The following is a 26,456-nucleotide window of genomic DNA, read 5'->3' on the forward strand; positions in this document are numbered from 1 at the left end:
GCCTCGGGCGCGGCGGGCGAACGCCCGGCCCCCGCGCCGCGCAAACGACGCGCGCCGCCGCCCGATGCCGCCGCCAGCACGAGCGTGGCACCGCGCGAAACGACTCACGATGCGACCGCCCCCGCGCCGGCCGCATCCGGCCCCAACGAATAACGGAGAGAGAGGCATGCCCTTCGCCTTCGATAAGCGCGCCTGGCTCGAACGCTTGAAAAAGATGTTCTTCGGGTTCGATCGCCCGCTCGCGCTGACGGTGTTCCTACTGCTGTGCGTCGGCATCGTCACGCTGTACAGCGCGAGCATCGACGTGCCCGGGCGCGTCGAAGATCAACTGCGCAACATCTTGCTGACGTTCGTGCTGATGTGGGTGCTCGCCACCATCCCGCCGCAGACGCTGATGCGCTTCGCGGTCCCGCTTTATACGTTCGGCGTGGCCTTGCTCGTCGCGGTCGCGCTCTTCGGCATTACAAAGAAGGGGGCGAAGCGCTGGATCAACGTAGGCGTCGTCATTCAGCCCTCCGAGATATTGAAGATCGCCACGCCGCTGATGCTGGCCTGGTACTACCAGCGCCGCGAAAGCTCCATCCGCTGGTACGACTTCATCGTCGGCTTCGTAATCTTGCTCGTGCCCGTGGGATTGATCGCGAAGCAGCCCGATCTCGGCACGGCCGTGCTCGTATTCGCCGCGGGCCTCTTCGTCATTTATTTCGCTGGGCTTTCGTTCAAGCTGATCGTGCCGGTGCTCGTCGCCGCCGTCATCGGCATCGGCCTCGTCGCGACGTTCCAGGACAAGATCTGCCAGCCGCAGGTGCAGTGGCCGCTCATGCACGACTATCAGAAGCACCGCATCTGCACGCTGCTCGATCCGACATCCGACCCGCTCGGCAAGGGCTTCCATACGATCCAAGCCGTGATCGCGATTGGCTCGGGGGGCCCGCTCGGCAAAGGCTGGCTCAAGGGCACGCAGGCCCATCTCGATTTCATCCCCGAAAAGCATACCGACTTTATTTTCGCGGTTTTCTCGGAGGAATTCGGCCTCGCGGGCGAGCTCGTGTTGCTCACGCTTTATACGGCGCTGATCGCGCGCGGACTCTATATAGCGGCCAACGGCGCGACCTTGTTCGGCCGGCTACTGGCCGGCTCGCTGACAATGGCGTTTTTCACCTATGCGTTCGTCAATGTCGGGATGGTGAGCGGTGTATTGCCGGTCGTCGGCGTGCCGCTTCCATTCATGAGCTATGGCGGCACGGCGCTGACCACCCTCGGGATCGCCGTCGGCCTCATCATGAGCGTCGGACGTCAAAAGCGTTTGATGAAGAGTTGAGGGCGCTCTCGCGCGCCCTCGTTCATGCGTTCGTGCGCGTGATTAGCGCCTAGTTGGACGGTTGTTTCTTGGACTGTTTCTGCAGCGCCTGGCTCAGTTCCCGATACTTGAGCCGGGCAGCCGGATCGCCCTGAGCCGCCGCGGCCGCATAGTAGGCACGCGCGACGTTCAAATTGCGCGTCACGCCGTCGCCGCCCAGTTCGTAGAACGAACCCGTTACGTACTGCGCGGTCATATCGCCCCCCTCGGCCGCCTTCTTGTACCAAACGAACGCCTGCGCGTTATCGCGCGGGGTGCCGCGGCCGTCGAGGAATTGATTGGCCAGCGCGAGTTCCGCCTGCACGTGCCCTTGGCTAGCCGCCTTGAGGAACCATTCGTGCGCCACGGCCGGGTCGCGCGCCACGAAATCGCCGTCGTCGTACATTTTTCCGTAGACATATTGGGCGTGCGACATGTTCGCCTCGGCCGCCTTCAGCAGCCATTTGCGCCCCTCGCCCACATCGGCCGCCGTCCCCTCGCCGTTCAGCAGCATCATCGCGTAGTTGAATTGCGCGAGCCGGTTGCCGCGATGGGCCGCATCGTCGAACTCCTTGAGCGCCGAGCCGAAATTCCCGGCGTTATAGTCGGCCACAGCCGTTTGCGTCTCCTCGTCGACGAGCGCTTCGCCTTTCGATTTTTCGGCGGCCTGCGCATACGCAGCGCCGGCGCTTGCCCAAATACCGGCGGCCAGCATCAGGATCGAGAATAGGCGCGCTTTCACTTTCATCTTCCGGTGTCTCATGACCTCATCTCCTGCAACGCCGCGCGCGTCGCACGCACGAGCCAAATGACATCGGCAGCCAGCGCGATGACGGTGAAGCCCGCGTCGCGGTATTGGCGCGCGCTGGCGACGTCGAGTGCAAAAATGCCGGCGGGGATTCCAGCCTTGGCGGCGGCGTCGCGCACGCGCTCGATCGCTGCCTGCACGTGCGGGTGCTTCGAGTCGCCGAGGTGCCCGAGACTCGCCGCCAGGTCGGCGGGACCGACGAACAAGCAATCGACGCCGGGGGTCGCGGCGATGGCGTCCACCTCGTCGAGCGCGCGCGCCGATTCGATCTGCACGATCGCCGCGATCTGCGTGTTCGCGCTTTGCACGTAGTCTCGGCGCGCACCGAAGGCGGCCGCGCGAACGACGCCCGCGACACCGCGCAGACCGTCGGGCGCGTCGGCGCCCGGATAACGCGTCAGGCGAATCGCATGGGCAGCATCCGCGGCCGATTCGATGTTCGGGAACATCACCGTGCGTGCGCCTGCGTCGAGCACGCGTTTGACGAGCCAGCCCTCGCGCGCCGGCACACGCACGATCGGCTCGGTCGGCAGGTGCGCCGCGGCGATCGCCCGCAGTTGCGCGGTCACGTCGGCCGAATCGTTCGGCGCGTGCTCCATGTCGATGCAAAGCCAGTCGAATCCGGCGTGCGCGAGTGCCTCGGCGGCATCGGCACTCGAGAGCGACAGCCACAGGCCGACCAGCGGCTCGCGGTCTTTCAAACGCTGCTTGAGGGGATTCGTCAGCGCGCTCATCGGGATCGCTCCCGTGCACGCGAGTGGGTCACCGAACGGTTTCGGATCGGCGGCGCGGCGTCCGGCATGTCTCGCTCCTAGGTTTATCGTCGGCCGGCCGCATCGTCGTACGATGCGGCCCTCAGTCGATCATACGCCGAGAATAAACGTTCGGATGCAAGGCGGTGCAGGGGGTTACGGGGCTCCGCCTTGGGGGCGGGGGCGCGGGAGGTCGAGCGCCGGCTAACTAGCGCGCGGCGTCGCGCACGACATCGGCCCAGCAGTTAGGCGTTTCGTAGAGACGGACTTGGTGCAATCGCAGATTGACGCCGTAATGCGCGTCGTAGACGCCGGCCAGCGTGTCGAAGGCGACGGCGGCCAGGTTTTCGACGGTCGGGATGCGATCGAGGACGACCGTCTTATGCTCGGGCATCGATTCGAGGAATTCGCGCACGCGCGCATCGCCCTCGAACACGAGGAACGCATGGTCCCAACGGTTCACGAGGTGCTCCATCGCCAGCGATTTGACGTCGGCGAAATCCATCACCATGCCGCGATCGGGCGCGCCTTCCGTCTCCACCACATCGCCGCGCAACGTGATTTCGAGCACGTAGCGGTGCCCGTGCAAGTTGCGGCACTGGCTGCGGTGGTCGGGAATGCGGTGCCCCGCATCGAATTCGAGTTTTCGGGTAATCGTCAGCACGGCGAATCAGGGAATGTTCAAATACTTGTGAGTCTGCATCGAGAGCCGCCAGCGAGGGTGACGCTTGCACCAATCGATCGCGAGGCGCGTGTTCAGCTCGCGCGAGGGGCCGTCCATCGGCTGGACGAGAAAATAGTCGAAATCGAGCTCGGCATATTCGGCTAGGCGCTGTCCGTCTTGCGGCACGACGACCTTGAGCTCGTTACCCTTCGTGACGACGAGCGGCGCATCGGCCTTGGGGCTCACGCAAACCCAATCGATCGATTCGAGCACGGGCAACGAGCCGTTCGTCTCGATCGCCACCTCGAACCCGGCCGCATGCAGCGCGCCAACGAGCGGCTCGTCCAGTTGCAGCATGGGCTCGCCCCCGGTGCAGACGACGAAACGGTTGGCCTCGCCCTCGGGCCACAGCGAGGCGATCTTGCCGGCGAGCGCCTCGGCGTCGCGATACTTGCCGCCGTTCTCGCCGTCCGTGCCGACGAAATCCGTGTCGCAAAAGCGGCAGACGGCGCTTGCACGATCCTCCTCGCGCCCGGACCACAAGTTGCAACCGGCAAACCGGCAAAACACGGCCGGACGACCCGCATTCGCGCCTTCGCCTTGCAACGTGTAGAAAATTTCCTTGACCGCGTACGTCATGCTGCTTCTTTCATCATCTCGATATGGGCCGCCCGTAGGCGCGGCGGTCCGGCTTCGCGCCGCCGCCGCTTGGCCTTAAGCCGGCTCCGTGACCTTCTCGCCCGCGAGAAACGCTTCATAGCCCCGCTTGCGCAGGCGGCAGGCCGGACACTCGCCGCAGCCGAAGCCCCATTGATGCAACTCGGCTCGCTCGCCCAGGTAACACGTATGCGTCTCCACGCGCACGAGTTCCACGAGGGCATCGCCCCCGAGGTTCTGCGCGAGGCGCCAGGTGTCGGCCTTGTCGAGCCACATCAGCGGCGTCTCGACGACGAAGCGGCTATCCATGCCGAGATTGAGCGCGACCTGCAGCGCCTTCATCGTATCGTCGCGGCAATCGGGATAGCCCGAGAAATCCGTCTCGCACATCCCGCCGACGAGCACCGACAGCCCGCGGCGGTAGGCGATCGCGGCGGCGATCGTCATGAACATCAAGTTGCGGCCCGGTACGAACGTGTTCGGCAGACCGTTGGCCTCGGATTCGATCTCGATCTCGCGCGTCATCGCCGTATCGCTGATCGCGCCGAGCACCGACAGATCGATCATGTGATCTTCACCGAGCCGCTGAGCCCACTGCGGGAACGCGCGGACGATCGCCTCGCGCACACCGCCGCGGCATTCGAGTTCGACCCGGTGACGCTGGCCGTAGTCGAAACCGAGCGTCTCGACCGTCTCATAGCGCTCGAGCGCCCATGCCAGGCACGTAGTCGAATCTTGGCCGCCCGAAAACAGCACGAGCGCGCCATGCTTAGCATCTGTCCGAATCACCGTGGAAACTCCGTGGGCCGTCAGTGTTAGGTGAGCGCGCGGCATGCGCCGGCGCGCGGGCGCGGCGCTCGGGCCACGCGGTGCTTGCAGTATATGCTTCGCCTTCGAGCGTCGAATGGCGCGGCGCTTATACCGTGCAGTACGGCGCACCATGATCGACTATGTGCGAATGCGGGCGGACAAGGCCGACGCTGTGCATGGGATCGAAACCCGCGGAACCTGCTCGATCGCGTGACGGCGCCATCCTGACAACCCGCCATTATAGCCGGTCGCACCGAACCGATGCCGGCGCCGGCTTGACAGCGGCGAGCTTCGCCGGACTGCCGAGCCGCCTACGGACTGCCGCCGAAAAGCAAAAAGCCCAACCGGTTAGGCTGGGCTTTTTGCTTGAATCAAGTGGTGGCCTGGGGCGGAATCGAACCACCGACACGCGGATTTTCAATCCGCTGCTCTACCAACTGAGCTACCGGGCCACGAAGAAGCGAGAGTATAGCAAGGAGAATCGGGGCGCTCAAGCACTTTTTTGCACCTCGCCTTCGACGAGCGACTTTCCGCTCACCGCGAACAAGGGGCTACCGTCACTCCCCTTTGTTCTTGCTCAGATCCACGCCTAGCTGCTTGAGCTTGCGATACAAGTGCGTGCGCTCGAGGCCCGTCTTTTCCGCGACGCGCGTCATGCTGCCGTTCTCGCGCGCCAGGTGATACTCGAAGTAGGCCCGCTCGAACGCGTCGCGCGCGTCGCGCAAGGGAATATCGAACGAGATCGACGCCGCTTGCGTTGCGACGGGGCTGGCCGCCACCGCATCGGCCGCCAGCATCGGCAACGCGACAGCCGCCGCGACCGTCGTCGCATTGGCGGGCGCCGCGGCCTTCGGCACGCTCGCCCCGGCGATCGGCGCGACCGCGCTGCCGCGCGCGAGCCCCTGCTCGACCGCCTTCAGCAGCTTTTGCAACGCAATCGGCTTCTCCAGGAAGTTCAGTGCGCCGATTTTCGTCGCCTCCACGGCCGTATCGATCGTCGCATGCCCCGACATCATGATGACGGGCATCGTCAGGAGCCCCTGAGCCGCCCACTCCTTGAGCAGCGTCACGCCGTCGGTGTCGGGCATCCAAATATCGAGCAGCACCAGATCGGGTGCCTGACGCAGACGGTAATCGCGCGCATGTTGCGCGTTTTCCGCCACCTCCACGGCATGTCCTTCGTCGCTCAGGATTTCCGAGAGCAATTCCCGGATGCCCATTTCGTCGTCTACCACCAGGATGGTCGCCATTTATGCTGCCCTTGTCTGCGCTATTGCTTTTGTCGTCCCCGACGCCGCGCCTGCGCCCGAGGCCGGGCCTCGCGCGGGTGCGGTGTCGTCTGCCAATTGCAGGAACAAAATCGAGATCTGCGCACCTTCGATTGCTTCGCCTGCTTTCACACGGTTTCGAATATCGATCCGTGCGCCATGTTCGTCGACGATCTTCTTGACCATCGCAAGCCCCAGTCCCGTCCCTCTCGCTTTCGTCGTCACGTACGGTTCGAACGCACGCGTGAGAATACGAGCTGGAAAGCCCGGGCCGTTATCGGATACGGTCAGGCGGACCGCGACGCGCACTTTGCCCTGGGCGTCGGGGTCGCCATATTCTACTGTCTTGGTTTCGATGACGACACGCGGGTTAGCGATCTCCGCCACCGCATCCTGCGCGTTTTGCAGCAGGTTATGGATGACCTGGCGCAATTGCGTCGCATCGCCACGAATCACGGGCAACGCCGAGAGCTCGGCGGTGATCGCGCTCTTGCCTTCTTCCACGCCGTACAAGCCGAGCACTTCCGTCACGAGTTCGTTCAACTGCAAGTTCGCGAGGACGGCCGGCGGCGTGCGCGCGTAGTCGCGGAAGTCGTCGACCATTTGCTTCATCGCCGCAACTTGATTGACGATCGTCGTCGCGCCGCGCTTGAGCACCTCGGCGTCGCTCGGCGAGAGCTTATCGGCCAGCTTCATCTGCAGCCGTTCGGCCGATAGCTGGATCGGCGTCAGCGGGTTTTTGATCTCGTGCGCGAGCCGCCGCGCCACCTCGCCCCACGCAGCCGAACGCTGCGCGGAGATGACGTCGGAAATGTCGTCGAATACCACCACGTAGCCGGCCGTGCCCGCTTCGTCGCTGCCTTCCGCGGGCGTCGCCGACAACAGCCGCGTGCCGCGTACCAGCAAGGTCAGCGGCTCGGTTTCGCCCGGCACGGACACGGCAACCTGCTGCTGCCAATGGCCGCCGTCGTCGATAATGCCCTCGCTCGCCGCCTCGCGGTCCGCGAACGCCTTGCGTACCAGCACGGAGAATTCGGCGAGCGCGCCGATCTGTTCGAGCGAGGCGCCGAGCATGCCCTGGAAGGGCTGCCGGAAAATCCGTTCCGCGCCGCGATTGGCCGTGGTCAATCGGAATTGACGGTCGAGCACGAACACGCCGGCCGTCAGATTGGCCAAGATGCTTTCGAGGTAGGCCTTCGAATGCTCGAGCGCCACGCGGTTGCGTTCGACGGCGGCTCGCGCCTCCGACAATTGGCGCGTCATCGCGTTGAACGACTGGGTGAGAAAGCCCAGCTCGTCGCGCGATTTGACCTCGCGCTTGGGCGTGTAGTCGCCCTCGGCCACTTCCTTCGTGCCCTTGGCCAGCAAGAACAGCGGCCGCGCAAGCTGGTTGCCGAGCGCGAGCGCCAGCATCATCGCGATGAAGGTCGCCAAAAACAGCGCGAGCGTCAGCGTGCCGATGTACATCTTGCGCAAGCCGGTGCGCCCGAACGCCTTCTCTTGATATTCGCGATAGGCACGCTGGACGGCATCGGCATTGCGCGCAAGCGTCGGCGAAACGGGCTGCGACAACTGTAGGAAGCGCTCGGCGGGCTGCAGCAGCGTGGCGCTCGCGTCGGGCACGAGCACGACGACGCGCAGGCGCAGCGCGCCTTTCGAACCTTTCGCATGCGGATCGCCGTCGACCTCGCCCTCGATCGACGCGTAACCGCGCCCGCGCGCTTGGTCGAGCATCATCGGCGTCGGCAGATCGTCGGGCATCAGCGACGAAATGTTGCCGGATGCCTGCGCGAGCACGTGCACGTCGGGCGAGGCTCCCGATACGCTGCGCGACGATTCCATCAGCATCGCTTCTTGCACGCCGAACTGATCGCGCATGCGCAGCAGCGTGAGCGTCGTGTTCGTGGGGGGCGTGCTCGCGAGTTGCTCGGCCATCACGTGCGCCTTCGTCTGCAGATCGGAGAGCGAGGCGTCGAGCATCGCCCGCCCGAGATTCAGGCCCGAGGTGAGCGCCGTCTCGACATTGACGTCGAACCACGACTCGATACTGCGCGAGACGAACTGATACGACACCACGTAGATGATCCCGCCCGGCAACACGCCGACGAGCGCAAAAAACACGGCGAGCTTCGCGAGCAGACGCGTGCCGAACTTGCCCTTGCGCAAGCGCGCGAGGATCATCGCGACGAGCGCGAGGACGATCAGCAGGAAGACGAGCGCGACGGCGATGTTCGCCGCGTAGAGCCACGAGTAGTAGCGATCGAAGAACTCCGTGTTCGCGCTCGCCGCGGCCAGCAGCACGAGCAGCAGCAACGCGGTGACGGACACGGTGGAGACGATCACGCGAACGAGGATGCTTCGCACGTCCGCTTTTCGACGCACGCTATTTAACACGTTCGGCCACCGTGAAAGTGAAACGCTTCCAATCGGAAGCGAGCGTCCAGTCGCGATTGTTGACCGCATCGACCTGGAACGGCTTGGGCATCAGCGCCGTATCGAGCTGCATGCGCACCGATGCCGTGTAGGTTTCGCCGAGCTGTACCTGATTGCGCTCGATGACGCGCCAGGACGTCACATGCTTGATGACGGCAAGCGCTTCCTTCAGCGAGGAGAAACCTTGCTGCAGGCCGCCGCCGCTCGAGACTCGATATTCGCGCGTCAAAGGTTGAAACGACAGCCGCAGCGTTTGCGTGACCGATACGGGCTGTTCGTCAAACCAATACCAGCGCGGACGCGTGAGCTCGAACTCCGTCGTGAAGTAGAGCGGAATGCCTTTGTTGACCGCATCCTCGAGACTGCCGTTCAACTCGAAGTCGAAACGCGCATCGAGGTCCCAGCCCGTACCGTCGGCTTGCAGCGATGCGCGCTGCACCGCGATCGTATCGGCGTGCGCCGGCCCCGCCGCGGCTAAACAAACGGTCAGCCCAATCCAGAGCAAGGCCACGAGCCGAAGCCGAAAAAAGCGTTTGCTGATCGTCACCGTTTTTGAAAGCGCGCGTAGTAAAAACCGTCGTGATCAAGGTCGGCACCGCAGCGCTCCGACTTGGCGGTGTGCGTTCCGGTCGATAAAGGAGCCGAGAGCTCGGCCGCAGCGCCCGAAACCGTCGGCAGCAATTGGTTCGGCGCGTCCAATCGTACCGCATCTTCGTGCGCCCGTTCAAACCAGCGCGCCTGCTCTTCGCATTCCTCGGGGAAGATCGAGCAGGTCACGTAGAGCAGCTCGCCGCCCGAGGCGAGCAACGGCCACAGCGCATCGAGGATCCGGCGCTGCTCCGCGACGAGCGCGCCAATGTCGCTCGCACGGCGCAGCCAGCGCACGTCCGGATGGCGGCGGACGATGCCGGAGGCCGAACACGGCACATCGGCGAGAATGCGGTCGAAGGGCTTGCCGTCGTACCACTGCGCCGGGGCGCCGGCATCGCCGACGGTCACGTTCGCGGTCAGCCCGAGCCGCGATAGATTTTCTTCGATACGCGCCGCGCGCCCCGCGTCCGATTCGAGCGCCACGAGATCGACCGCGGCAAGTTCGAGCACGTGCCCCGTCTTGCCGCCGGGCGCCGCGCAAGCGTCGAGCACCCGCATTCCATCGCGCACGTTCAACCATTGCGCCGCCAATTGCGCGCCGGCATCTTGGACCGAGACGAGGCCTTGCGCAAATCCTGGGATGCGATCGACGGGCAGCGGCGCAGCAAGCCGCACCGCATGAGGCCCGATCGCGGCAGCCGCGATACCGTTCGCCGAAAGCGTCTGCAAATAGGCATCGACGCTCGTACGCCGCGTGTTGACGCGCAACGTCAGCGGACCCGGTTCGTTGCCTGCCGCCAGCACGCGCCGCCAATCGTCGGGCCATGCCCGCTCGACTGCCTCGACCCACCAGAGCGGATAATTCCACGCCGCGACGACGTCGCCTTGCGCCTTCCCGAGCCACGCCTCGCGCTCGCGCAAAAAGTTACGCAAAACGGCATTGACGAGCCCCTTGGCGAACGCGCATTCGCGGCGCGCGCCGATGGCGGTGACCGCTTGATCGACCACGGTGAAGGCGGTGTAGGCGGCCGTCTGCGCGTCGTCGAGCACGAGCGCCAGCGCGCAGGCGAGTACATCGCCCACATGCGCGGGCGGCGCCTTGCGCACCAGTTGAGCGACGAGCCAATCGGCCGTGCCCAACCTGCGCAGCGTGCGATAAGCGATGTCTTGAACGGCGCCGCGCGCAAGCGCCGCGTCCGCCGCGGACGCCGCGGACGCCGATGCTTGCACGGCGGCGAGCGCGGCCGGCAACGCCATCCCCGCGCGCACGGCGCCGACGGCAAGCGCCGCGCAATCGAGCGCAAAGCCGAGCGAGTCGGGCGCGAGATGCAGCGTGGAAAAGCGCGGCGCGCCGGTTTTCGGCGGTTTGCGACGAATGGGAGCGGATCGAGTCATCGAGAAGGCGAAGGCCGCGCAAGGCGAGGCGTCGCGCGAATAAACGCGACATTGTAACGCGCATACGCCTTCGATCTTTCCGAGCGCGGCTGGATCGGGCGCGGCTAGCGTGGCGTGTCAAATAAAACGGGCCCCGAAAGGCCCGTTCACGAGCGATGGACCGAGCGTGACGGCCCGGCCATGTCACTCATGTGTCTAGTCGTACCGGCCGGTGCGCGCCATTTCCATCAGGCGCGCGATACGCTCTTCGGTGGCCGGGTGGGTCGAGAACAAGTTCGCGATACCGCCGCCCGACAACGGATTCAGAATCATCATCTGCGCGGTCGTCGGATGCGCCTCGGCCGCCGCGAACGGAATGCCGGAAGCAAACCGGTGGATTTTATCGAGCGCCGAAGCCAGCGCTTGCGGATCGCCCGAGAGTTGCGCCCCGCCGCGATCGGCCTCGAACTCGCGTGCGCGCGAGATCGCCATTTGAATCATCGCGGCGGCGATCGGCGCCAACAACGCGACGGCGATACCGGCGATTGGGTTGGCCGGCCGGCCCTCCTCGTCGCGCCCGCCGAAGAACATCGCGAAATTGGCGAGCGCCGAAATCGCACCGGCCATCGTCGCCGAAATCGTCGAGATCAAGATGTCGCGGTGCTTCACGTGCGACAGCTCGTGGGCCATCACGCCGCGCATTTCGCGCTCGGACAGAATCCGCAGAATGCCCGTCGTGGCGGCTACCGCCGCGTGCTCGGGATTGCGGCCCGTCGCAAACGCGTTCGGCGCGTCCTCGTTGATGAGGTACACGCGCGGCATCGGCAAACCGCCGCGCGTAGCGAGCTCGCGCACCATCCGATAGAACTGGGGGGCGCTGGTTTCGTCGACTTCCTGAGCGTTGTACATGCTCAGGACCATTTTGTCGGAAAACCAGTACGAGAAGAAATTCATCGCCAGCGCGATGACGAGCGCGATCGTCATGCCGCGCGACCCGCCGATCATCCCGCCGATAACGACGAACAGGGCCGTGATCGCGGCCATGAGCATCGCGGTTTTGACCCAATTGAACATGTGCACTCCTTTTTCGTTTGCGCGCCGGCGACGAACCCCACATGAGCCGCCCCCGGCGTCACGCTCCATTGTAAGCCATTCGTCAGGAATCGGCCGCCGGCCCCCGAGGCGGCGAGAGCGGCCGCCTAGCGGTGCACGGCCGCCAGCCGCAGGCCCAGCCCCACGAACGCGCTACCGACGACGCGATCGAGCCATTTCTTGACCGAGGGCCTGCCGCCCAGACGCCGCGTCACGCCGCTGGCGACCCAGGCAAGAAACAGACACCAAACGACGCTCATGGCGATGAAGACGCCGCCGAGCGTCAGGAACGCGAACGCCTTATGGTCGCTTTCCGCCGAGACGAATTGGGGAAAGAACGAGACGAAGAACAGCACCACCTTGGGGTTGAGCACGTTCGTCCAAAACCCTTGCAAATACAGTTGCCTGAGCGAGCGGCTGGCTTGCGCCGGGCTCTCGGAGCCCCCTGGCGCCCCCGCCTCGGGCTTCGGCGGCGAGGAAAACACCAAGCGTACGCCGAGGTAGATCAAATAGATGGCGCCCGCGAACTTGATGACCGTAAAGGCGGTGGCCGATGCCGCCAGCACGGCCGTCAGACCGAACGCGCAGGCGATCGTATGAATGCAGCAACCCGAGCAGATTCCGAGCGCCGACATGAATCCAGCGCCGCGGCCCTGCGCCACGCTGCGGCCCACGATGTAGGCCGTATCGGGGCCGGGCGTCACGTTCAGTAAAAACACCGCGGCGACGAAAAACGGGAAATGGACGATGCCGAACATGCTCGAATGCTCCGGAAATGAGAATGCTATGCCGCCGCCATGATCGCATGGCCGATGCGGGTGCGCGCATCGCTCGCGCGCGCCCGACGCCGACGCATTACTCGGCTTCCGGCAACTTCAGCCGTTGACCGGCTTGCAGCGCCGTGCCGGCCAGAAATTCGCGCGCCGGCAAGCGCTTGCCGCCCGGTTTTTGCAATTGAGTGAGCCGCAGTGCGCCTTCGCCGCAGGCGACGACAACGCCGTCGGCCGACACGGCGAGGATCGTTCCCGGCTCGACGCCGGCGCTCGTTGCGTGCGCGGGTTCGGCCGCCCAGACCTTGAACGCCGTGCCGTCCTCGAGCGTGGCGACCCCGCCCGGAAACGGATCGAAGGCGCGCACTTTACGTGCGAGCGTCGCGGCCGCGAGCCTCCAATCGAGCGCAGCCTCATGCTTGCCGATCTTCTCGGCGTAACTCACGCCTTCGCCGGGCTGCCCCGTGACCGGCAACGCGCCCGTGCGCTCGAGACGCGACAGCGCGTCGACGATGAGGCGCGCGCCTTGTGCCGCGAGCTTGTCGTGCAACGTCGCCGTGGTATCGCGCGGATCGATCGCCGTGCGCCCCACCTCGATCATGCCGCCCGTATCGAGGCCGGCATCCATCTGCATGAGAGTGATACCCGTCTCGTCGTCGCCGGCTTCGATCGCGCGGTGAATCGGCGCGGCGCCCCGCCAGCGCGGCAACAGCGACGCATGGATGTTGATGCAGCCGAGCGGCGGGATATCGAGCACTTCCTGCGGCAGCAAGAGACCGTAGGCCGCGACGACCATGACGTCGTGCGGCGTGGCGCGCAACCGCTCGATCGCCGCGGCGGCTTCTGCCGGAAACTTGCCGGTTCGACGCAGCGAAGGCGGCTGGGCGACCTGGAGCTCATGGTCGAGCGCGTAGCGCTTGACGGCGCTCGCCTGCAATTTCATACCCCGACCGGCGGGGCGGTCGGGCTGCGTCAAGACGAGCGGCACCGGAAACCCGGCCTCATGGATGGCGGCCAGCGCGGAGCAGGCGAACTCGGGCGTGCCGGCGAAAACGACGCGCAGCGTATGGGTCATGTATCGAGCAAAAGCGGCGGATAGGAACGGCGCGTCACGTCACATCGCGTGCGCGAGCTTTTTCATCTTCGTTTTGATGCGCGTTTGCTTCAGCGGCGACAAATATTCGACGAAGACGCGGCCCATCAAGTGATCCATTTCGTGCTGGATACATACGGCCAGCAGCCCCTCGCAATCGAGTTCGAACGTCTCGCCTTTCTCGTTGAGCGCGCGCACGCGTACGCGCTCGGCCCGTTCGACTTCTTCGTAGATACCGGGCACCGACAAGCACCCCTCCTCATTGAGCCGGCGCTCGTCGCTGGACCAAATGATTTCGGGATTGATGAAGGCGCGTAGCTGGTCGTGCGTTTCCGAGACGTCGATGACGATGACACGCTCGTGCACGTCGACCTGCGTCGCGGCTAAGCCCACGCCGGGCGCGGCATACATCGTCTCGCCCATGTCGGCGACGAGCTTGCGGATCCGGTCGTCCACGTTCTGAACCGGTTTGGCCACCTTGTGCAGCCGCTTGTCGGGGTAATTGAGAATGCTCAGTAAAGCCATGGTGTCAAAAGTCGTTACGACGCAGCTCGCCATACGCATCGTCGGATCGCTAGCCGTTCGGGCGACTCGCGCGGCCCTCCCGGATTGTCGAAGATACGCCGGATCGCACGCGTCGTCAGACCGCGTCAGATCGCGGCAAAAGCGCGTATCGGCTACGTTCTAAGGTATTTCGGATGGTGAAAATTTTATCACGCTGCTCGCGAGTTCGCTGGCGGCGCACTGAAGGCATCACGGCATGAACGCCCGCGCAATGACATCGGAACAATTGCGTGCCTGGCTTGCGCTGACGAACGTGCGCGCCGTGAAGCCCGCGATGCTGCGCGCATTGCTTGCGGCATTCGGCGACGCGCGCGCATTGCTGGCCCAGCCGTTCGAGGCGCTCGCCGAGGCGGCGGGCGAAGCGGTGGCGCGCGCTATCGCGTCGGCCGCGCGTATCGACGTAGAGGAACTGCTCGGCCGAACGCTCGATTGGTGCGCAACGCCCGGCAACGCACTCGTCGCACTCGACGATCCGGCCTATCCCTCCACGCTTTTGACGATGCACGATCCGCCGCCGCTGCTATACGTGAGTGGGCAGTTGCAGTGGTTGCACGCGCCGAGCATAGCCATCGTCGGCAGCCGCAACGCCACGCCGCAAGGCGTCTTCGATGCCGGACATTTCGCACGCGAACTCGCGGGCTACGGGCTCGTCGTCGTGTCCGGGCTCGCGCTCGGCGTCGATGCCGCCGCCCATCGAGGCGCACTGGACACAGGCGGGGCAACGGTGGCCGTCGTCGGCACGGGCGCAGACGTCGTCTATCCGGCCCAGCACCGGGAACTGGCGCAAGCCATTGCCGCGCACGGCGCGATCGTCTCCGAATGGCCGCTCGCGACACCCGCCAAGCCGGCCCATTTCCCTCAGCGCAACCGGCTCATTGCCGGGCTGACCAAGGGCGTACTCGTCGTCGAAGCGGCGTTGCGCTCCGGGTCGCTCATCACGGCCAGGCTCGCGAATGAAATGGGGCGCGACGTATTTGCGATACCGGGGTCGATCCATTCGCCGCTTTCGCGCGGGTCCCATCAATTGATCAAGGATGGCGCGATGCTGACCGAAACGCCGGCGGATGTCTACGAAGGACTTGGCCTTGAAAGCGCCAAGGCGCCCGTCAGTGGGACGGAATCCGAAGACGACGCGCCGCACCCCTGGCCTCGGCCCTCGGTGCCCAAGACGCAGACGCGCCGGCGGCCGGCGCGGCAGTCGCGGCCGCCGGCACAGCCGCCCGCGGCGACGTTGCCGTTGTTCGCCACCCCTCGCTGCGCGAAGTCATGCGAGCTGTCGTCGGCAGCGAAACGGGTGTTAGCGGCGCTCGGACACGCTCCCGCCGCACTTGAAATTCTCGCCGCCCGAACCGAAATGGGTAGCGCGACGTTGCAAGGCGCCTTACTGGAGCTGGAACTGCGCGGGTATCTCGCCGTCTTGCCGGGCGGCCGGTACGTTCGCTATACCGAAGGGTGACGCGACCCACGACGGTGCGGCAAGCCGGCGTGCTACAGTCCCCCAAACCGCTACCGGCATTAAAAAAGAAGGAACGCATCATGCCCGCGCTGAACCTGGACACCGACTCGGACGAGATCGGCGAGCGGGTCAACGACCCGAACACACTGCTTGTCGCCTGTCTGTGCGCCCAATGGTGCGGCACGTGCCGCGAATACCGCGAAACGTTCGACCAACTCGCGGATGCCCATCCCGATATGTGTTTCGTCTGGATCGACATCGAGACCCATGCCGACCGCTTCGACGACCTCGACGTCGAGAACTTTCCGACGTTGCTGATCGAAGATGGCACGACTGCACGGTTTTTTGGGACGGTTTTGCCGCATCGGGCGATTGCCGAGCGCATGCTCGCCGACCTGACGGCCCTGCCCAATGCCGTGGGTGCGCCGAAGGTGCGGCCGGCGCTGGCCGCGGTTTGAGCGTCGAGGCTCGCGCCATCGCACGATGGTGCTCCTTGGCACACTCCGTGCACACAGTGCACGCCGGCCGTCGTCCGCAAAGGCTTGCGCCGCACGCGTCCGAGCGCGGCGGCCGGTGCCGGCGCCCCCGCGCCGGCTTGATCCTTTTTGGTGCAAGAAACCGCCCGTGCCGCGCCGTGTGCTATAAAGCGGTCGTTGAAGGGAACTCAATCCGGGATCGGACCCCGGTCACTACATTAATCCTGTCATGTCCAAAGCACTGATCATTGCGGAGAAGCCCTCGGTCGCGAACGACATCGCGCGCGCCCTCGGCGGCTTCACCAAACATGACGAGTACTACGAGAGCGACGAGTACGTCCTCTCCTCGGCGGTCGGCCATCTCTTGGAGATCGCCGCGCCCGAAGAATACGAAGTCAAGCGAGGCAAATGGAGCTTCGCGCACCTCCCCGTCATTCCGCCGCATTTCGACCTGAACCCGATCGCGAAAAGCGAATCGCGGCTCAAGGTGCTGACCAAGCTGATCAAGCGCAAGGACGTCGATCGTCTCATCAACGCATGCGACGCGGGGCGCGAGGGCGAGCTCATCTTCCGCCTCATCGCGCAGCATGCGAACGTGAAAAAACCGGTCCAGCGCCTATGGCTCCAATCGATGACGCCGGCCGCCATTCGCGACGGTTTCGCGAATCTGCGCAGCGACGCCGACATGCAGCCGCTCGCCGACGCCGCCCGTTGCCGCTCGGAGGCCGATTGGCTCGTCGGCATCAACGGCACGCGTGCGATGACCGCGTTCAACAGCAAGGGCGGCGGCTTTTTCCTGACGACGGTGGGACGGGTTCAAACGCCGACGCTCTCGATCGTCGTCGAGCGCGAGGAAAAGATTCGTCACTTTGTGCCGCGCGACTATTGGGAAGTGCGGGGGGAATTCGTCTGCGCGGGCGGCTTCTATGAGGGCCGCTGGTTTGATCCGAAATTCAAGCGCGACGAGTTCGATCCGGAGAAGCGAGACTCGCGGTTGTGGAGCGTCGCCGCGGCCGAATCGGTGGTGGCCGCGTGCCGCGACCATATCGGAACGGTCTCGGAGGAATCGAAACCGTCGACCCAGCTTTCACCGCTGCTCTTCGATCTGACCAGTTTGCAGCGCGAAGCCAACGGCCGCTTCGGGTTCTCGGCGAAGAACACGCTCGGGCTCGCGCAAGCGCTCTATGAAAAGCACAAGGTCCTGACCTATCCGCGTACCGACGCGCGCGCGCTGCCCGAGGATTATCTGGGCACGGTCCAGGACACGCTGCAGATGCTCAAGGAGAGCAACAACTATCTGCCATTCGCCAAGCAGGTACTCGATAAAGGATGGGTCAAGCCGAACAAGCGCATCTTCGACAATTCGAAGATCAGCGACCACTTCGCGATCATCCCGACGCTACAGGCGCCGAAAGGGCTGTCCGAACCCGAGCAGAAGCTCTACGACCTCGTCGTGAAGCGCTTCCTCGCCGTGTTTTTCCCGGCGGCGGAATACCGCATCACCACGCGCGTCACCGAGGTCGCCGGACACCACTTCAAGACGGAAGGCAAGGTGCTCGTCGAGCCGGGCTGGCTGCAGATCTACGGCCGGGAAACGAGCGGCGAGGATGCCAATCTCGTACCCGTGCAAAAGGACGAGAAGGTCAAGACCGACAAGATCGCCGCCCATGGCCTGACGACGAAGCCGCCCGCGCGCTATAACGAAGCGACGCTGCTTTCCGCGATGGAAGGGGCGGGCAAGCTCGTCGAGGACGACGAATTGCGCGAGGCGATGGCCGCGAAGGGGCTCGGCACGCCGGCTACGCGCGCGGCCATCATCGAAGGGCTGCTCGGCGAGAAATACCTCGTGCGCGAGGGCCGCGAGTTGATTCCGACAGCCAAGGCCTTCCAGTTGATGACGCTGCTGCGCGGGCTCGGCGTGAAGGAGTTGACCGCGCCCGAATTGACGGGCGAATGGGAATACAAGCTTTCGCAGATGGAGCGCGGCAAGCTCGCGCGCGACGCGTTCATGCAGGAAATCGCCCGCATGACGCAGACGATCGTCAAGCGCGCGAAAGAGTACGACTCCGATACGATTCCCGGCGATTACGCGACGCTCGCCACGCCGTGTCCGAATTGCGGCGGACAGGTGAAAGAGAACTACCGGCGTTTCGCCTGCAACCAATGCGAATTTTCGATCTCGAAGATTCCCGGTAGCCGCCAGTTCGAGACCGAGGAAGTGGAAACACTGCTCGCGCAAAAGACAATCGGTCCGCTGTCGGGCTTCCGCAGCAAGATGGGGCGGCCCTTTTCGGCCATCCTGAAGCTGGCGTTCGACGACGAGACGAAGAACTACAAGCTCGAGTTCGATTTTGGCCAGGATGCGGGTGGGGAGGACGGCGAAGCGCCGGACTTCTCCGAGCAAGAAAGCGTCGGCGCGTGTCCGAAATGTCACGCCCGCGTATTCGAGCACGGCATGAGCTATGTCTGCGAGAACGCCGTGGCGAACCCGAAGACCTGCGATTTCCGCTCTGGCAAGGTAATCTTGCAGCAAGAAATCGCGCGCGAACAAATGGCGAAGCTGCTCGGCGAAGGCCGTACCGATCTGCTGACCGGCTTCAAATCGTCGCGCACGGGCCGCAACTTCAAGGCTTATCTCGTCAAGCAAAGCGACGGCAAGATCGGCTTCGAGTTCGAGAAGAAAGAACCTTCGGCGAAAACGGCAGCGAAGAGCCCATCGCGTAAATCCGCTGCCGCGGACAGCGGCGCCGAGGGGGACGGCGCCGCCGAAGTCGTCACCGCCGCGCCCGCCAAGAAAGCCGCCACCAAAACCACGGCCAAGACAGCAGTCAAGACCGCCGCCAAGACACCGGCGAAGCGAGCCACGGCCCGGAAGGTCGACGCCTGACGCGCGACGTAAGCCGCACGATGGACAAAAGCGAGCGCCGATATGGGGCGCTCGCTTTATTTTTGCCGGCCGTTTGGCTGCCCTTCTTGCGGCTAGCTCGCTCGCCTCAAAGCGGCGACGGCGTGCTCACGCGCGAGCGCGGCTGACGCGCCATCTTGCGCAGCGCGTTCTCGCGCCGGCTGCCGAACGCATCGCTCTCGCTGTCGACTTCGTAGGCCTCGTCTTCCCCGTCGATGGCCTCCACGGCCGGCACCGCGGACATCGGCGCCTGTTCCGGCGCATCCTTGAGCCATAGTTCCCCGAGCGTGCCGTTCGGGGTCTGACTGAAGTGATCGACGAGGTGATCGATGAACGTGCGCACCTTGGCCGGGAGATGACGCCGGCTCGGGTAGCCGATGTTGATTTCCACTTGCGGCAACCGGTAATCGCTGAGCACGCGTACGAGGTTGCCGCGCGTCGCATCGCTGCCGATCAAGTAGCTCGGCAAGATCGCGATACCCATATCGAGCAACGCGAACTGACGCAGCATCTCAGTATTGTTGGCGATGATGACGTTCGACGGACGGACGCGCACCTCCCCTTCCGGCCCCGTGAACACGCGTTCATCGCCCCAATATTCGGTGGGCAAACTCAGGCATGCGTGGTCGAGCAATTCCTCGGGGCGCGTGGGCGTGCCGTGCTTTTCCAGATAGGCCGGCGTGGCGCAGACGATCATGCAGCCGGTCGTCAGCCGGCGCGTAACGATACTTGCGCTGCGCACTCTCTGAGCAATGACGATCCCTACGTCGAACCCTTCTTCCACGAGATCGACGCTTCGATCGACGAGGGTCAGATCAGGCACCACCTTTGGATAGCGCTGCGTATACGTTTGCAGCACGGGAGCCAGATTGTGCAATCCGAAAACCACGGGTGCGACGATCCGCAACGTCCCTACCGGCTCGTGGTTGCGGGCAACGACCATCTGCTCGACGTCCTCGAGCTCATCAAGAATTTGGCGGGCGCGCTCGAGATAGACCTGGCCCGATTCCGTTAGCGAGAGACTACGCGTAGTGCGGTTGAGCAGGCGCGTGCCGAGGCGGCTTTCGAGATCGGCGACGTGACGCGTAGCGACCGCGTTGGAGATATCCATCGCGCCCGCCGCCCGAGCGAAACTGCCGAGATCCGCCACCTTCACGAACACACGCATTGACTGCAAATGATCCATTGACGACTCCTGCCGCTTGTTGTTACTCAGAAAAAAATTCCTGAGCCAATTCGTGATTGTCCTACGACTTTGAAACGCGCGCAGAGTTGCGCGCACACCGTTTTTTGTTTCGTAGCAAGAAACAAGCGGTAATCGAATGTTGCGGAGATTCACAATGTGAAAAATCAGCCATCCAGCGCAGTCGTCGCCCAAAAAAAGACCGCCACGAGGGCGGTCGGTTGCAGAAGGCCGCCCGGCGCGGCGCGGCGCCGGGCAAGGGGACGGATCGTTAAGCCGTGGTGAGGCGATTTTCGATCTCGGCTTTCGTCTGGGTAAGCGCGGGCGGCAGCCGGTGACGTAATGAATCGAAAAATTCCGCATGAAGCGCGAGCTCGCGGCGCCAATCGGCGTCGTCCACGGAAATGACCTGATCGAACTGCTCACGGGTGAAATCGAGCCCGTTCCAGTCGATATCCTCATAGCGCGGCGACACGCCGAACGCATGGTCCGATCCGGTCGCACGCCCCTCCACGCGGCCGATCATCCAGCGCAGCACACGCATGTTTTCGCCGAAGCCCGGCCAAACGAACTTGCCGTCGGGCCCTTTACGGAACCAGTTCACGCAGAAAATCTTCGGCAGCTTGGCCCCGAGCGCATCCAAACGCTCGCCCACCTTGAGCCAGTGATCGAAGTAGTCGCCCATGTGATAGCCGCAGAACGGCAGCATCGCGAACGGGTCGCGGCGCACGACGCCTTGCTGGCCTGCCGCGGCGGCAGTCGTCTCCGAGCCCATCGTCGCCGCCATATAGACACCCTCCACCCAATTGCGCGCCTCCGTCACGAGCGGCACCGTGCTCGAGCGGCGGCCACCGAAGATGAAGGCATCGATCGGCACGCCCGCCGGATTCTCCCAATCCGGATCGACCGACGGGCATTGCGAGGCCGGCGCCGTAAAGCGCGCGTTCGGGTGCGCGGCTTTGCGGCCCGTTTCCTTCGCGATCTCGGGCGTCCAGTCCTGACCCTGCCAATCGATCAGATGCGCGGGCGGCGTATCGGTCATGCCTTCCCACCAGACATCGCCGTCGTCCGTCAACGCGACGTTCGTAAAGATCACGTTGGCCTTCAACGTGGCCATGGCGTTGTAATTCGTCTTCTCGCTCGTGCCCGGCGCGACGCCAAAATAGCCGGCCTCGGGGTTGATCGCGTAGAGGCGGCCGTCCTTGCCTGGCTTGATCCAAGCGATATCGTCGCCGATCGTCGAGATTGTCCAGCCGTCCATCGCGCGCGGGGGAATCAGCATCGCGAAGTTCGTCTTGCCGCAGGCGGAGGGGAAGGCGGCCGCGACGCGGTACTTGCGGCCTTCGTTGGAGGTCACCGTCAAGATCAGCATATGTTCGGCGAGCCAGCCCTCCTTGCGGCCCATCGTCGAGGCAATGCGCAGCGCGAAGCACTTCTTGCCGAGCAGCGCATTGCCGCCGTAGCCCGAACCGAAGCTCCAGATTTCGCGCGCCTCGGGGAAATGGACGATGTATTTGGTCGGATTGCACGGCCAGGGGACATCGGCCTGCCCCGCGGCGAGCGGCGCGCCGACCGAATGCACGCATGGGACGAACTCCCCGTCGGTGCCGAGTACGTCGTACACAGCGCGGCCCATGCGCGTCATGATTCGCATGTTGACGACGACATAGGGGCTATCGGTCAACTCGATGCCGATATGCGCGATGGGCGAGCCGATCGGCCCCATTGAAAACGGTACGACGTAAAGCGTGCGGCCTCGCATCGCCCCGTCGAACAAATGTTCGAGCGTGGCCCGCATTTCGGACGGCTCCGTCCAATTGTTCGTCGGGCCCGCGTCGTCGCGGTACTCCGAACAAATGAAGGTGCGATCCTCGACGCGCGCGACGTCGGACGGATCCGAGCATGCGAGATAGGAATTCGGGCGCTTCTCGGGATTCAAGCGCTTCAACGTGCCGGCTTCGACCATCTGTTCGCACAGGTGGTCGTTTTCTTCTTGCGAGCCGTCGCACCAAACGATGCGATCGGGTTTGGCAAGCTCGGCGATGCGCTGGACCCAGTCGATCAGCTTGCGATGTTTGACGTAGGCAGGTGCTTCAAATGTGGCGACGCCTCCAAAGGCGGGATGGTTCATCGAGCAGTCTCCGTTTTGTGATCGTAAAGAAGGAAACGGGCATGGCTCGCTGACGCTGCGTGCGAGGGGCGCGTTCGTACGCGTACGAACGAGTGCGTCGTCAGGAGCAAAACGGCTTGTCGCCGAGGGCGCGGCGTCGATACGTTGTTGGGCGCGATCGATGCACGCGCGTAATCTGCGGCTTGCGCGCCGGCGCGACAAGCTGTTAAAAAGAGGCGGTCCTGCCTAGTGAGAGCCGGGAGCATCGTGACCTTGCGCGTCGCATCGCTCATGCCAGCTTGTACTCCTGTGACAGGTTGGAACCGACAAGCATATCACTGCGTCTATTGCGTACATCGTGCACTGCAAAACGAACCTCCCTAGCCTATGAAGATTGCCATTCTCGACGACTACCAAGACGCCGTCCGCAAACTCGATTGCTTTCAGCTACTGACCGGTCATGACGTCAAAGTGTTCAATAACACCGTGCGCGGCCTGGGACAGTTGGCCAGCCGCCTCGCGGAAGTCGACGCTTTGGTGCTGATTCGGGAACGCACGCGCGTCACGTCGCAGTTGCTCGACAAGCTTCCGCATCTGCGAATGATCAGCCAGACGGGCAAGGTGTCGAGCCACATCGATCTGGCCGCCTGTACCGAGCGCGGCATCGCCGTGCTCGAAGGCGTGGGCTCCCCGATCGCGCCGGCCGAATTGACATGGGCGCTGATCATGGCGGCACAGCGCCGCATTCCTCAGTACGTTGCGAACCTCAAACAAGGCGCGTGGCAGCAGTCGGGTTTGAAGACCTCCGTGCTGCCGCCGAACTTCGGGCTCGGCACCGTGCTGCGCGGGCATACCCTCGGCATTTGGGGATACGGCAAGATCGGCCGGCTCGTGGCCGGCTACGGCAAGGCCTTCGGAATGCGCGTATTGGTGTGGGGCCGCGAGCATTCGCTCGAAGCCGCGAAAGCCGACGGCTACGAAGCGGCGGCGAGCCGCGAAGCGTTTTTCGAGGAAAGCGACGTGTTGTCGCTGCATTTGCGTTTGCATGACGACACGCGCGGCATCGTCAAGCAAGCCGATTTGCTGCGAATGAAGCCGACGGCTCTTTTCGTCAACACGAGCCGCGCCGAATTGCTCGAGGAGAACGCGCTCGTCAACGCGCTCTCGCACAACCGGCCGGGCATGGTCGCGATCGACGTCTACGAGAGCGAACCCATCTTGCAAGGCTACGGGCTCTTGCGCATGGAGAACGTGATCTGCACGCCCCATATCGGCTATGTCGAACGCGAGAGCTACGAGCTTTACTTCAGCGCGGCGTTCAAGAACATCCTCGCATTCGATGAAGGCGACGTATCGAGCGTCGTCAATCCCGAGGCGTTGAGCGTCGTGCGGCGGCGCTAAGGTCCGAGGCGCTCGCGCGCATCGCAATGCGCGCGAGCGATGCTCACGGCTGTTCGGCCACGAGTTCGGACAACTGCGGCAGGCGGGCGAGAAATGCTTCGCCGTCGCTACGGCCGAGGTCGTACGCGGGCCGCATGAGCGCGGGCTGCGTGTAGTCCCAACTCGAAATGGGCACCTTGCGCGACGGTTGGACGTACAGCCGCTGCTGCGTGCCGTTCGATACGACGAAAGTTTGGGGCCGCGGATAGCGGCGCGTGACGAGGACGAGGACGCGGCCCGGGGTGTCGTCGAGCGCGCCGACGGGGACGTTGTCGACCATGCCGCCATCGAGCACGGGACGGCCGTTTCGCTTGAGCACGGGCGTGAACGGCGGCGTGCATGAGGACTGCAGAATGAGGTCTGCGAGTTCGTCGACGACAATGCAGTCCTGAGCGCGGACGAATTCGGGCCGGAAGCCCAGGGCGCGTCCGAGTGTGGGGTGCAGCACTTTGCGGACATGCTTATCGATGTTGTAGGCGATCAGTCCGGCGGCGACGGACGCGCGCGCACCGAGCCAACGCGGCACGCGTGAGACGCCGACGCGAATCTCGGGCGCGCTCGCGAGTTTGCCGAAGGCATCGCCGTAGATATCGAGCAGCGCCCGGCGGTAAATGGCGTAGTGCGGGAACACGGCGGCGCCGCGCCGCCAGAGGTTGCCCCAATAGACGTTCTTTTTGTTGTGGCGAAGAACGTCTTCGTAATAGCGCATGACCCATTGCGAATCGCGCGTGTAGAGCATGCAAGCGGTGGCCGCGCCGGCCGAAATCGCCGCGATGACGCGCGGCGCGAGTGCGAGTTCGGGCTGGACGACATCCCAGAAGCCGGCCTGCCACCAGCAGCGGTTGCCGCCGCCCGCGAACACGACCTGATCGAACATGAGCGATTCCTTTTGCGTTTGCGCCGCGCGGCGCTTGGCGCTTAGTTGACGAGCGCGTAGGTGGTGGTGGCGTGCACGGCCATTTTGCCGTCCTGATCGACGAGTTCGATTTCGCCGAATACCAGGTTACGGCCCATGCGCAGGACGCGTGCGGTCACGAGTACGTCGCCGGCGCGCACTGCGCGCATGAAGTGGATGTTGAGCGAAACGGTGGTCATCGGGCGGAACTCGCCCAGCGCGGCCGAGATGGCGACGATCATCGCCGTATCGGCGGCGGCCATGAAGACTTGGCCGCAGATGACGCCGCCCGAATGGCGGAATTCGCCGGAAAACGGCAGCCGCAGGGTGACGCTTTCGTCGGAGACGCTCACCGGCTTGAGCGCGAGCGAACGCACCCAGGGCGCTAGAACGCGGTCGAGCAGATCTACGATGGCGGTTTCTGTCATGGTGTGTCTCCTGTCGGCCGCGTCGATGCGAGGGTGCCGCCATCATACCGGGACGACAAAAAATCCATCGGACAACGACGCGTCAATGTCCGGCCGGTGCGGGTAGGTGGGGGGCGGAGAAGTTTTTTCGGGAAATTTGCGGCAAAGGGCTAGGCAAGACGAAAAAAGTCCTGCATAATTCGCAGTCTGTTGGGGCGTTAGCTCAGTTGGTAGAGCAGCGGACTCTTAATCCGTAGGTCGAGTGTTCGAGTCACTCACGCCCCACCAACGAATTTTGTAATAGAAAATCAAGCACTTGCGCGAAAGCGTCGGTGCTTTTTTTTTGTCTATAGACCTGACGTGGGACGGCAAAAACTGGCCTTTGCCGGAAATCTGCCGGACCGGAAAAATCCAGACCAAGCGAACTCAATCTTTCGCATGAAGTCTGGAATGGCATACATCAGTCAACGCGGGGAGTATTGGCGCGCCGAGGGTCGCCGCGCGGGTACAAACCAGTCTATCGTACGTTTGACACAAAGCAGCAGGCCCAAAAGTGGGCTCGCCACGTCGAAGGCGAGATGGATGCGGGATCGTTTGTAGACCGCTCGGAAGCCGAGCGCACGACCTTGGCCGAAGCGCTGGAACGCTATCGTAGAGAGATCGTCCCCGAGAAGCGCCATCCCTACCAAGAAGAACGTCGCATTGACCGATGGCTGACGAACGACCTGGCGTTTCGAACCCTCGCCAACTTGAAGGGTGCCGACTTTGCCAAGTACCGAGACAAACGCCGCGCGGCCGGCCGCGCCGAAAACACCATCCGCCTTGAACTCCAAGTGATACGCCATCTTTTCGAGATAGCGCGCAAGGAATGGGGCATGGAGGGGCTTTTGAACCCGCTCGACAACATCCGGAAGCCATCGGGCAGCAAAGCCCGAGACTGCCGCCTACGCCCTGGTGAATTCGGCAAGCTCAAATCCCTTCTGTCTGCCAGCCGCAATCAATGGGCCGCCCCCGCCTTCGAACTCGCCATTGAAACCAGCCTACGCCAAGGCGCCCTGTTCAGTCTCCGATGGGAATGGATAGATCTGAAGGCACGAGTTATCTGTTTCCCTGTGGACGCCCGAGGGGCGGACAACAAAGGCGTACCCGCGGTTCTGCCGCTATCCGTGCGTGCAACCAACGTCCTCCGTTACCTCGCAGCGCATACGGAAGGAGACGACACGCGACTCGCACGCGCCGCGTTCGGTCCGCCTGACATTTGCTATGACCTGTCCGGGCCAGTCTGTCATCTTCCGCCATATAGGAGCCACCGGGCTTCCGGCATAAAGGAGCCGGGGCGTTTTCGGCATAAAGGAGCCACTTCGTTTCC

22 protein-coding genes, 2 tRNA genes and 1 pseudogene are annotated in these 26,456 nt (G+C 64.0%); 7 read left to right on the forward strand and 18 right to left on the reverse strand.

Features of this window, described 5'->3' with window-relative positions; translation table 11 throughout:
* Positions 1-166: 166 nt before the first annotated feature.
* Complete coding sequence (gene rodA, locus DXT59_RS12570) at positions 167-1,321, forward strand: rod shape-determining protein RodA (protein ID WP_116137227.1); 1,155 nt, start codon at positions 167-169, stop codon at positions 1,319-1,321.
* A gap of 49 nt (positions 1,322-1,370) precedes the next feature.
* Here the strand turns inward: rodA and DXT59_RS12575 are convergent, their stop codons facing one another.
* The 14 genes from DXT59_RS12575 to def all read right to left on the reverse strand — a co-directional run bounded on the left by DXT59_RS12575 (position 1,371) and on the right by def (position 14,176).
* On the reverse strand, positions 1,371-2,054 hold the full coding sequence (locus DXT59_RS12575; RefSeq protein ID WP_420823387.1) for a tetratricopeptide repeat protein: 684 nt from the start codon (positions 2,052-2,054) through the stop codon (positions 1,371-1,373).
* Positions 2,055-2,098: 44 nt separating this feature from the next.
* Positions 2,099-2,881, reverse strand: a complete 783-nt coding sequence (locus DXT59_RS12580) for an HpcH/HpaI aldolase family protein (RefSeq protein ID WP_116137229.1) — start codon at positions 2,879-2,881, stop codon at positions 2,099-2,101.
* 226 nt (positions 2,882-3,107) lie between these two features.
* Positions 3,108-3,560: a 6-carboxytetrahydropterin synthase QueD gene (gene queD / locus DXT59_RS12585; RefSeq protein ID WP_116137247.1), complete on the reverse strand. Its 453-nt coding sequence runs from the start codon at positions 3,558-3,560 to the stop codon at positions 3,108-3,110.
* Between the two features lie 9 nt (positions 3,561-3,569).
* Positions 3,570-4,202: a 7-carboxy-7-deazaguanine synthase gene (gene queE / locus DXT59_RS12590; RefSeq protein WP_116137230.1), complete on the reverse strand. Its 633-nt coding sequence runs from the start codon at positions 4,200-4,202 to the stop codon at positions 3,570-3,572.
* Positions 4,203-4,277: 75 nt separating this feature from the next.
* The gene (queC, locus tag DXT59_RS12595) at positions 4,278-5,009 is read right to left on the reverse strand and encodes a 7-cyano-7-deazaguanine synthase QueC (protein ID WP_116137248.1); all 732 of its coding nucleotides are present in this window, start codon (positions 5,007-5,009) and stop codon (positions 4,278-4,280) included.
* A gap of 397 nt (positions 5,010-5,406) precedes the next feature.
* A tRNA-Phe gene (locus DXT59_RS12600) sits at positions 5,407-5,482 on the reverse strand.
* A gap of 105 nt (positions 5,483-5,587) precedes the next feature.
* Positions 5,588-6,280 carry a response regulator transcription factor EsaR gene (gene esaR / locus DXT59_RS12605; protein ID WP_116137231.1) on the reverse strand — a complete coding sequence of 231 codons (693 nt, stop codon included), beginning with the start codon at positions 6,278-6,280 and terminating at the stop codon, positions 5,588-5,590.
* Positions 6,281-8,692 carry a sensor histidine kinase gene (locus DXT59_RS12610; RefSeq protein ID WP_116137232.1) on the reverse strand — a complete coding sequence of 804 codons (2,412 nt, stop codon included), beginning with the start codon at positions 8,690-8,692 and terminating at the stop codon, positions 6,281-6,283.
* A complete protein-coding gene (locus tag DXT59_RS12615; RefSeq protein WP_116137233.1) occupies positions 8,682-9,278 on the reverse strand; it encodes a DUF4390 domain-containing protein in 597 nt (198 codons plus the stop codon). The genes DXT59_RS12610 and DXT59_RS12615 overlap by 11 nt, the downstream gene beginning before the upstream one ends.
* Entirely contained in the window at positions 9,275-10,717 is a 1,443-nt protein-coding gene (gene rsmB, locus DXT59_RS12620; RefSeq protein ID WP_116137234.1) for a 16S rRNA (cytosine(967)-C(5))-methyltransferase RsmB, read from the reverse strand. Before rsmB ends, DXT59_RS12615 begins: the two co-directional genes overlap by 4 nt.
* A 195-nt stretch (positions 10,718-10,912) precedes the next feature.
* The gene (gene htpX, locus DXT59_RS12625; protein ID WP_116137235.1) at positions 10,913-11,770 is read right to left on the reverse strand and encodes a zinc metalloprotease HtpX; all 858 of its coding nucleotides are present in this window, start codon (positions 11,768-11,770) and stop codon (positions 10,913-10,915) included.
* Positions 11,771-11,895: 125 nt separating this feature from the next.
* A complete protein-coding gene (locus tag DXT59_RS12630; protein WP_116137236.1) occupies positions 11,896-12,546 on the reverse strand; it encodes a LysE family translocator in 651 nt (216 codons plus the stop codon).
* Positions 12,547-12,643: 97 nt separating this feature from the next.
* Complete coding sequence (fmt, locus tag DXT59_RS12635; RefSeq protein WP_116137237.1) at positions 12,644-13,633, reverse strand: methionyl-tRNA formyltransferase; 990 nt, start codon at positions 13,631-13,633, stop codon at positions 12,644-12,646.
* Positions 13,634-13,672: 39 nt separating this feature from the next.
* Entirely contained in the window at positions 13,673-14,176 is a 504-nt protein-coding gene (def, locus tag DXT59_RS12640; protein WP_240324493.1) for a peptide deformylase, read from the reverse strand.
* A gap of 235 nt (positions 14,177-14,411) precedes the next feature.
* Between def and dprA the strand changes: the two genes are divergently transcribed.
* From dprA to DXT59_RS12655, 3 genes are all read left to right on the forward strand, one after another.
* Positions 14,412-15,671 (forward strand): DNA-processing protein DprA, encoded by a 1,260-nt coding sequence (gene dprA / locus DXT59_RS12645; RefSeq protein WP_116137239.1) that lies wholly within the window; start codon positions 14,412-14,414, stop codon positions 15,669-15,671.
* An 80-nt stretch (positions 15,672-15,751) separates the two neighbouring features.
* On the forward strand, positions 15,752-16,129 hold the full coding sequence (locus DXT59_RS12650; RefSeq protein WP_116137249.1) for a thioredoxin family protein: 378 nt from the start codon (positions 15,752-15,754) through the stop codon (positions 16,127-16,129).
* 247 nt (positions 16,130-16,376) lie between these two features.
* Entirely contained in the window at positions 16,377-19,034 is a 2,658-nt protein-coding gene (locus DXT59_RS12655; protein WP_116137240.1) for a DNA topoisomerase III, read from the forward strand.
* A 106-nt stretch (positions 19,035-19,140) separates the two neighbouring features.
* Here the strand turns inward: DXT59_RS12655 and DXT59_RS12660 are convergent, their stop codons facing one another.
* Both DXT59_RS12660 and DXT59_RS12665 read right to left on the reverse strand, forming a co-directional pair.
* A complete protein-coding gene (locus tag DXT59_RS12660; RefSeq protein WP_116137241.1) occupies positions 19,141-20,238 on the reverse strand; it encodes a LysR family transcriptional regulator in 1,098 nt (365 codons plus the stop codon).
* Between the two features lie 268 nt (positions 20,239-20,506).
* On the reverse strand, positions 20,507-22,366 hold the full coding sequence (locus tag DXT59_RS12665) for a phosphoenolpyruvate carboxykinase (GTP) (protein ID WP_116137242.1): 1,860 nt from the start codon (positions 22,364-22,366) through the stop codon (positions 20,507-20,509).
* A 366-nt stretch (positions 22,367-22,732) separates the two neighbouring features.
* Here DXT59_RS12665 and DXT59_RS12670 point away from each other — a divergent pair, with 366 nt between their 5' ends.
* On the forward strand, positions 22,733-23,746 hold the full coding sequence (locus DXT59_RS12670; RefSeq protein WP_116137243.1) for a D-2-hydroxyacid dehydrogenase family protein: 1,014 nt from the start codon (positions 22,733-22,735) through the stop codon (positions 23,744-23,746).
* 43 nt (positions 23,747-23,789) lie between these two features.
* On the opposite strand, the gene DXT59_RS12675 is transcribed toward DXT59_RS12670, so the two are convergent.
* Together DXT59_RS12675 and DXT59_RS12680 are read right to left on the reverse strand one after the other, a co-directional pair.
* Entirely contained in the window at positions 23,790-24,662 is an 873-nt protein-coding gene (locus DXT59_RS12675; protein WP_116137244.1) for a patatin-like phospholipase family protein, read from the reverse strand.
* 41 nt (positions 24,663-24,703) lie between these two features.
* A complete protein-coding gene (locus DXT59_RS12680) occupies positions 24,704-25,108 on the reverse strand; it encodes a PaaI family thioesterase (RefSeq protein WP_116137245.1) in 405 nt (134 codons plus the stop codon).
* Positions 25,109-25,299: 191 nt separating this feature from the next.
* Here DXT59_RS12680 and DXT59_RS12685 point away from each other — a divergent pair.
* Both DXT59_RS12685 and DXT59_RS30595 read left to right on the forward strand, forming a co-directional pair.
* Positions 25,300-25,375 (forward strand) — tRNA-Lys (locus DXT59_RS12685).
* A 290-nt stretch (positions 25,376-25,665) separates the two neighbouring features.
* Positions 25,666-26,456, forward strand: a pseudogene (locus DXT59_RS30595) (hypothetical protein); the annotation flags it as partial.

It is taken from the genome of Trinickia diaoshuihuensis, from assembly GCF_003390925.1.
Taxonomy (GTDB): Bacteria; Pseudomonadota; Gammaproteobacteria; order Burkholderiales; family Burkholderiaceae; genus Trinickia; species Trinickia diaoshuihuensis.

Bases quoted from the DNA above. Each gene is read 5' to 3' on its own strand.
- rodA (WP_116137227.1), top strand. From the start codon at position 167: ATGCCCTTCGCCTTCGATAAGCGCGCCTGGCTCGAACGCTTGAAAAAG.
- DXT59_RS12575 (WP_420823387.1), bottom strand. From the start codon at position 2,054: ATGCTGGCCGCCGGTATTTGGGCAAGCGCCGGCGCTGCGTATGCGCAG.
- DXT59_RS12580 (WP_116137229.1), bottom strand. From the start codon at position 2,881: ATGAGCGCGCTGACGAATCCCCTCAAGCAGCGTTTGAAAGACCGCGAG.
- queE (WP_116137230.1), bottom strand. From the start codon at position 4,202: ATGACGTACGCGGTCAAGGAAATTTTCTACACGTTGCAAGGCGAAGGC.
- esaR (WP_116137231.1), bottom strand. From the start codon at position 6,280: ATGGCGACCATCCTGGTGGTAGACGACGAAATGGGCATCCGGGAATTG.
- rsmB (WP_116137234.1), bottom strand. From the start codon at position 10,717: ATGACTCGATCCGCTCCCATTCGTCGCAAACCGCCGAAAACCGGCGCG.
- htpX (WP_116137235.1), bottom strand. From the start codon at position 11,770: ATGTTCAATTGGGTCAAAACCGCGATGCTCATGGCCGCGATCACGGCC.
- DXT59_RS12630 (WP_116137236.1), bottom strand. From the start codon at position 12,546: ATGTTCGGCATCGTCCATTTCCCGTTTTTCGTCGCCGCGGTGTTTTTA.
- fmt (WP_116137237.1), bottom strand. From the start codon at position 13,633: ATGACCCATACGCTGCGCGTCGTTTTCGCCGGCACGCCCGAGTTCGCC.
- def (WP_240324493.1), bottom strand. From the start codon at position 14,176: ATGGCTTTACTGAGCATTCTCAATTACCCCGACAAGCGGCTGCACAAG.
- dprA (WP_116137239.1), top strand. From the start codon at position 14,412: ATGAACGCCCGCGCAATGACATCGGAACAATTGCGTGCCTGGCTTGCG.
- DXT59_RS12650 (WP_116137249.1), top strand. From the start codon at position 15,752: ATGCCCGCGCTGAACCTGGACACCGACTCGGACGAGATCGGCGAGCGG.
- DXT59_RS12655 (WP_116137240.1), top strand. From the start codon at position 16,377: ATGTCCAAAGCACTGATCATTGCGGAGAAGCCCTCGGTCGCGAACGAC.
- DXT59_RS12660 (WP_116137241.1), bottom strand. From the start codon at position 20,238: ATGGATCATTTGCAGTCAATGCGTGTGTTCGTGAAGGTGGCGGATCTC.
- DXT59_RS12665 (WP_116137242.1), bottom strand. From the start codon at position 22,366: ATGAACCATCCCGCCTTTGGAGGCGTCGCCACATTTGAAGCACCTGCC.
- DXT59_RS12670 (WP_116137243.1), top strand. From the start codon at position 22,733: ATGAAGATTGCCATTCTCGACGACTACCAAGACGCCGTCCGCAAACTC.
- DXT59_RS12675 (WP_116137244.1), bottom strand. From the start codon at position 24,662: ATGTTCGATCAGGTCGTGTTCGCGGGCGGCGGCAACCGCTGCTGGTGG.
- DXT59_RS12680 (WP_116137245.1), bottom strand. From the start codon at position 25,108: ATGACAGAAACCGCCATCGTAGATCTGCTCGACCGCGTTCTAGCGCCC.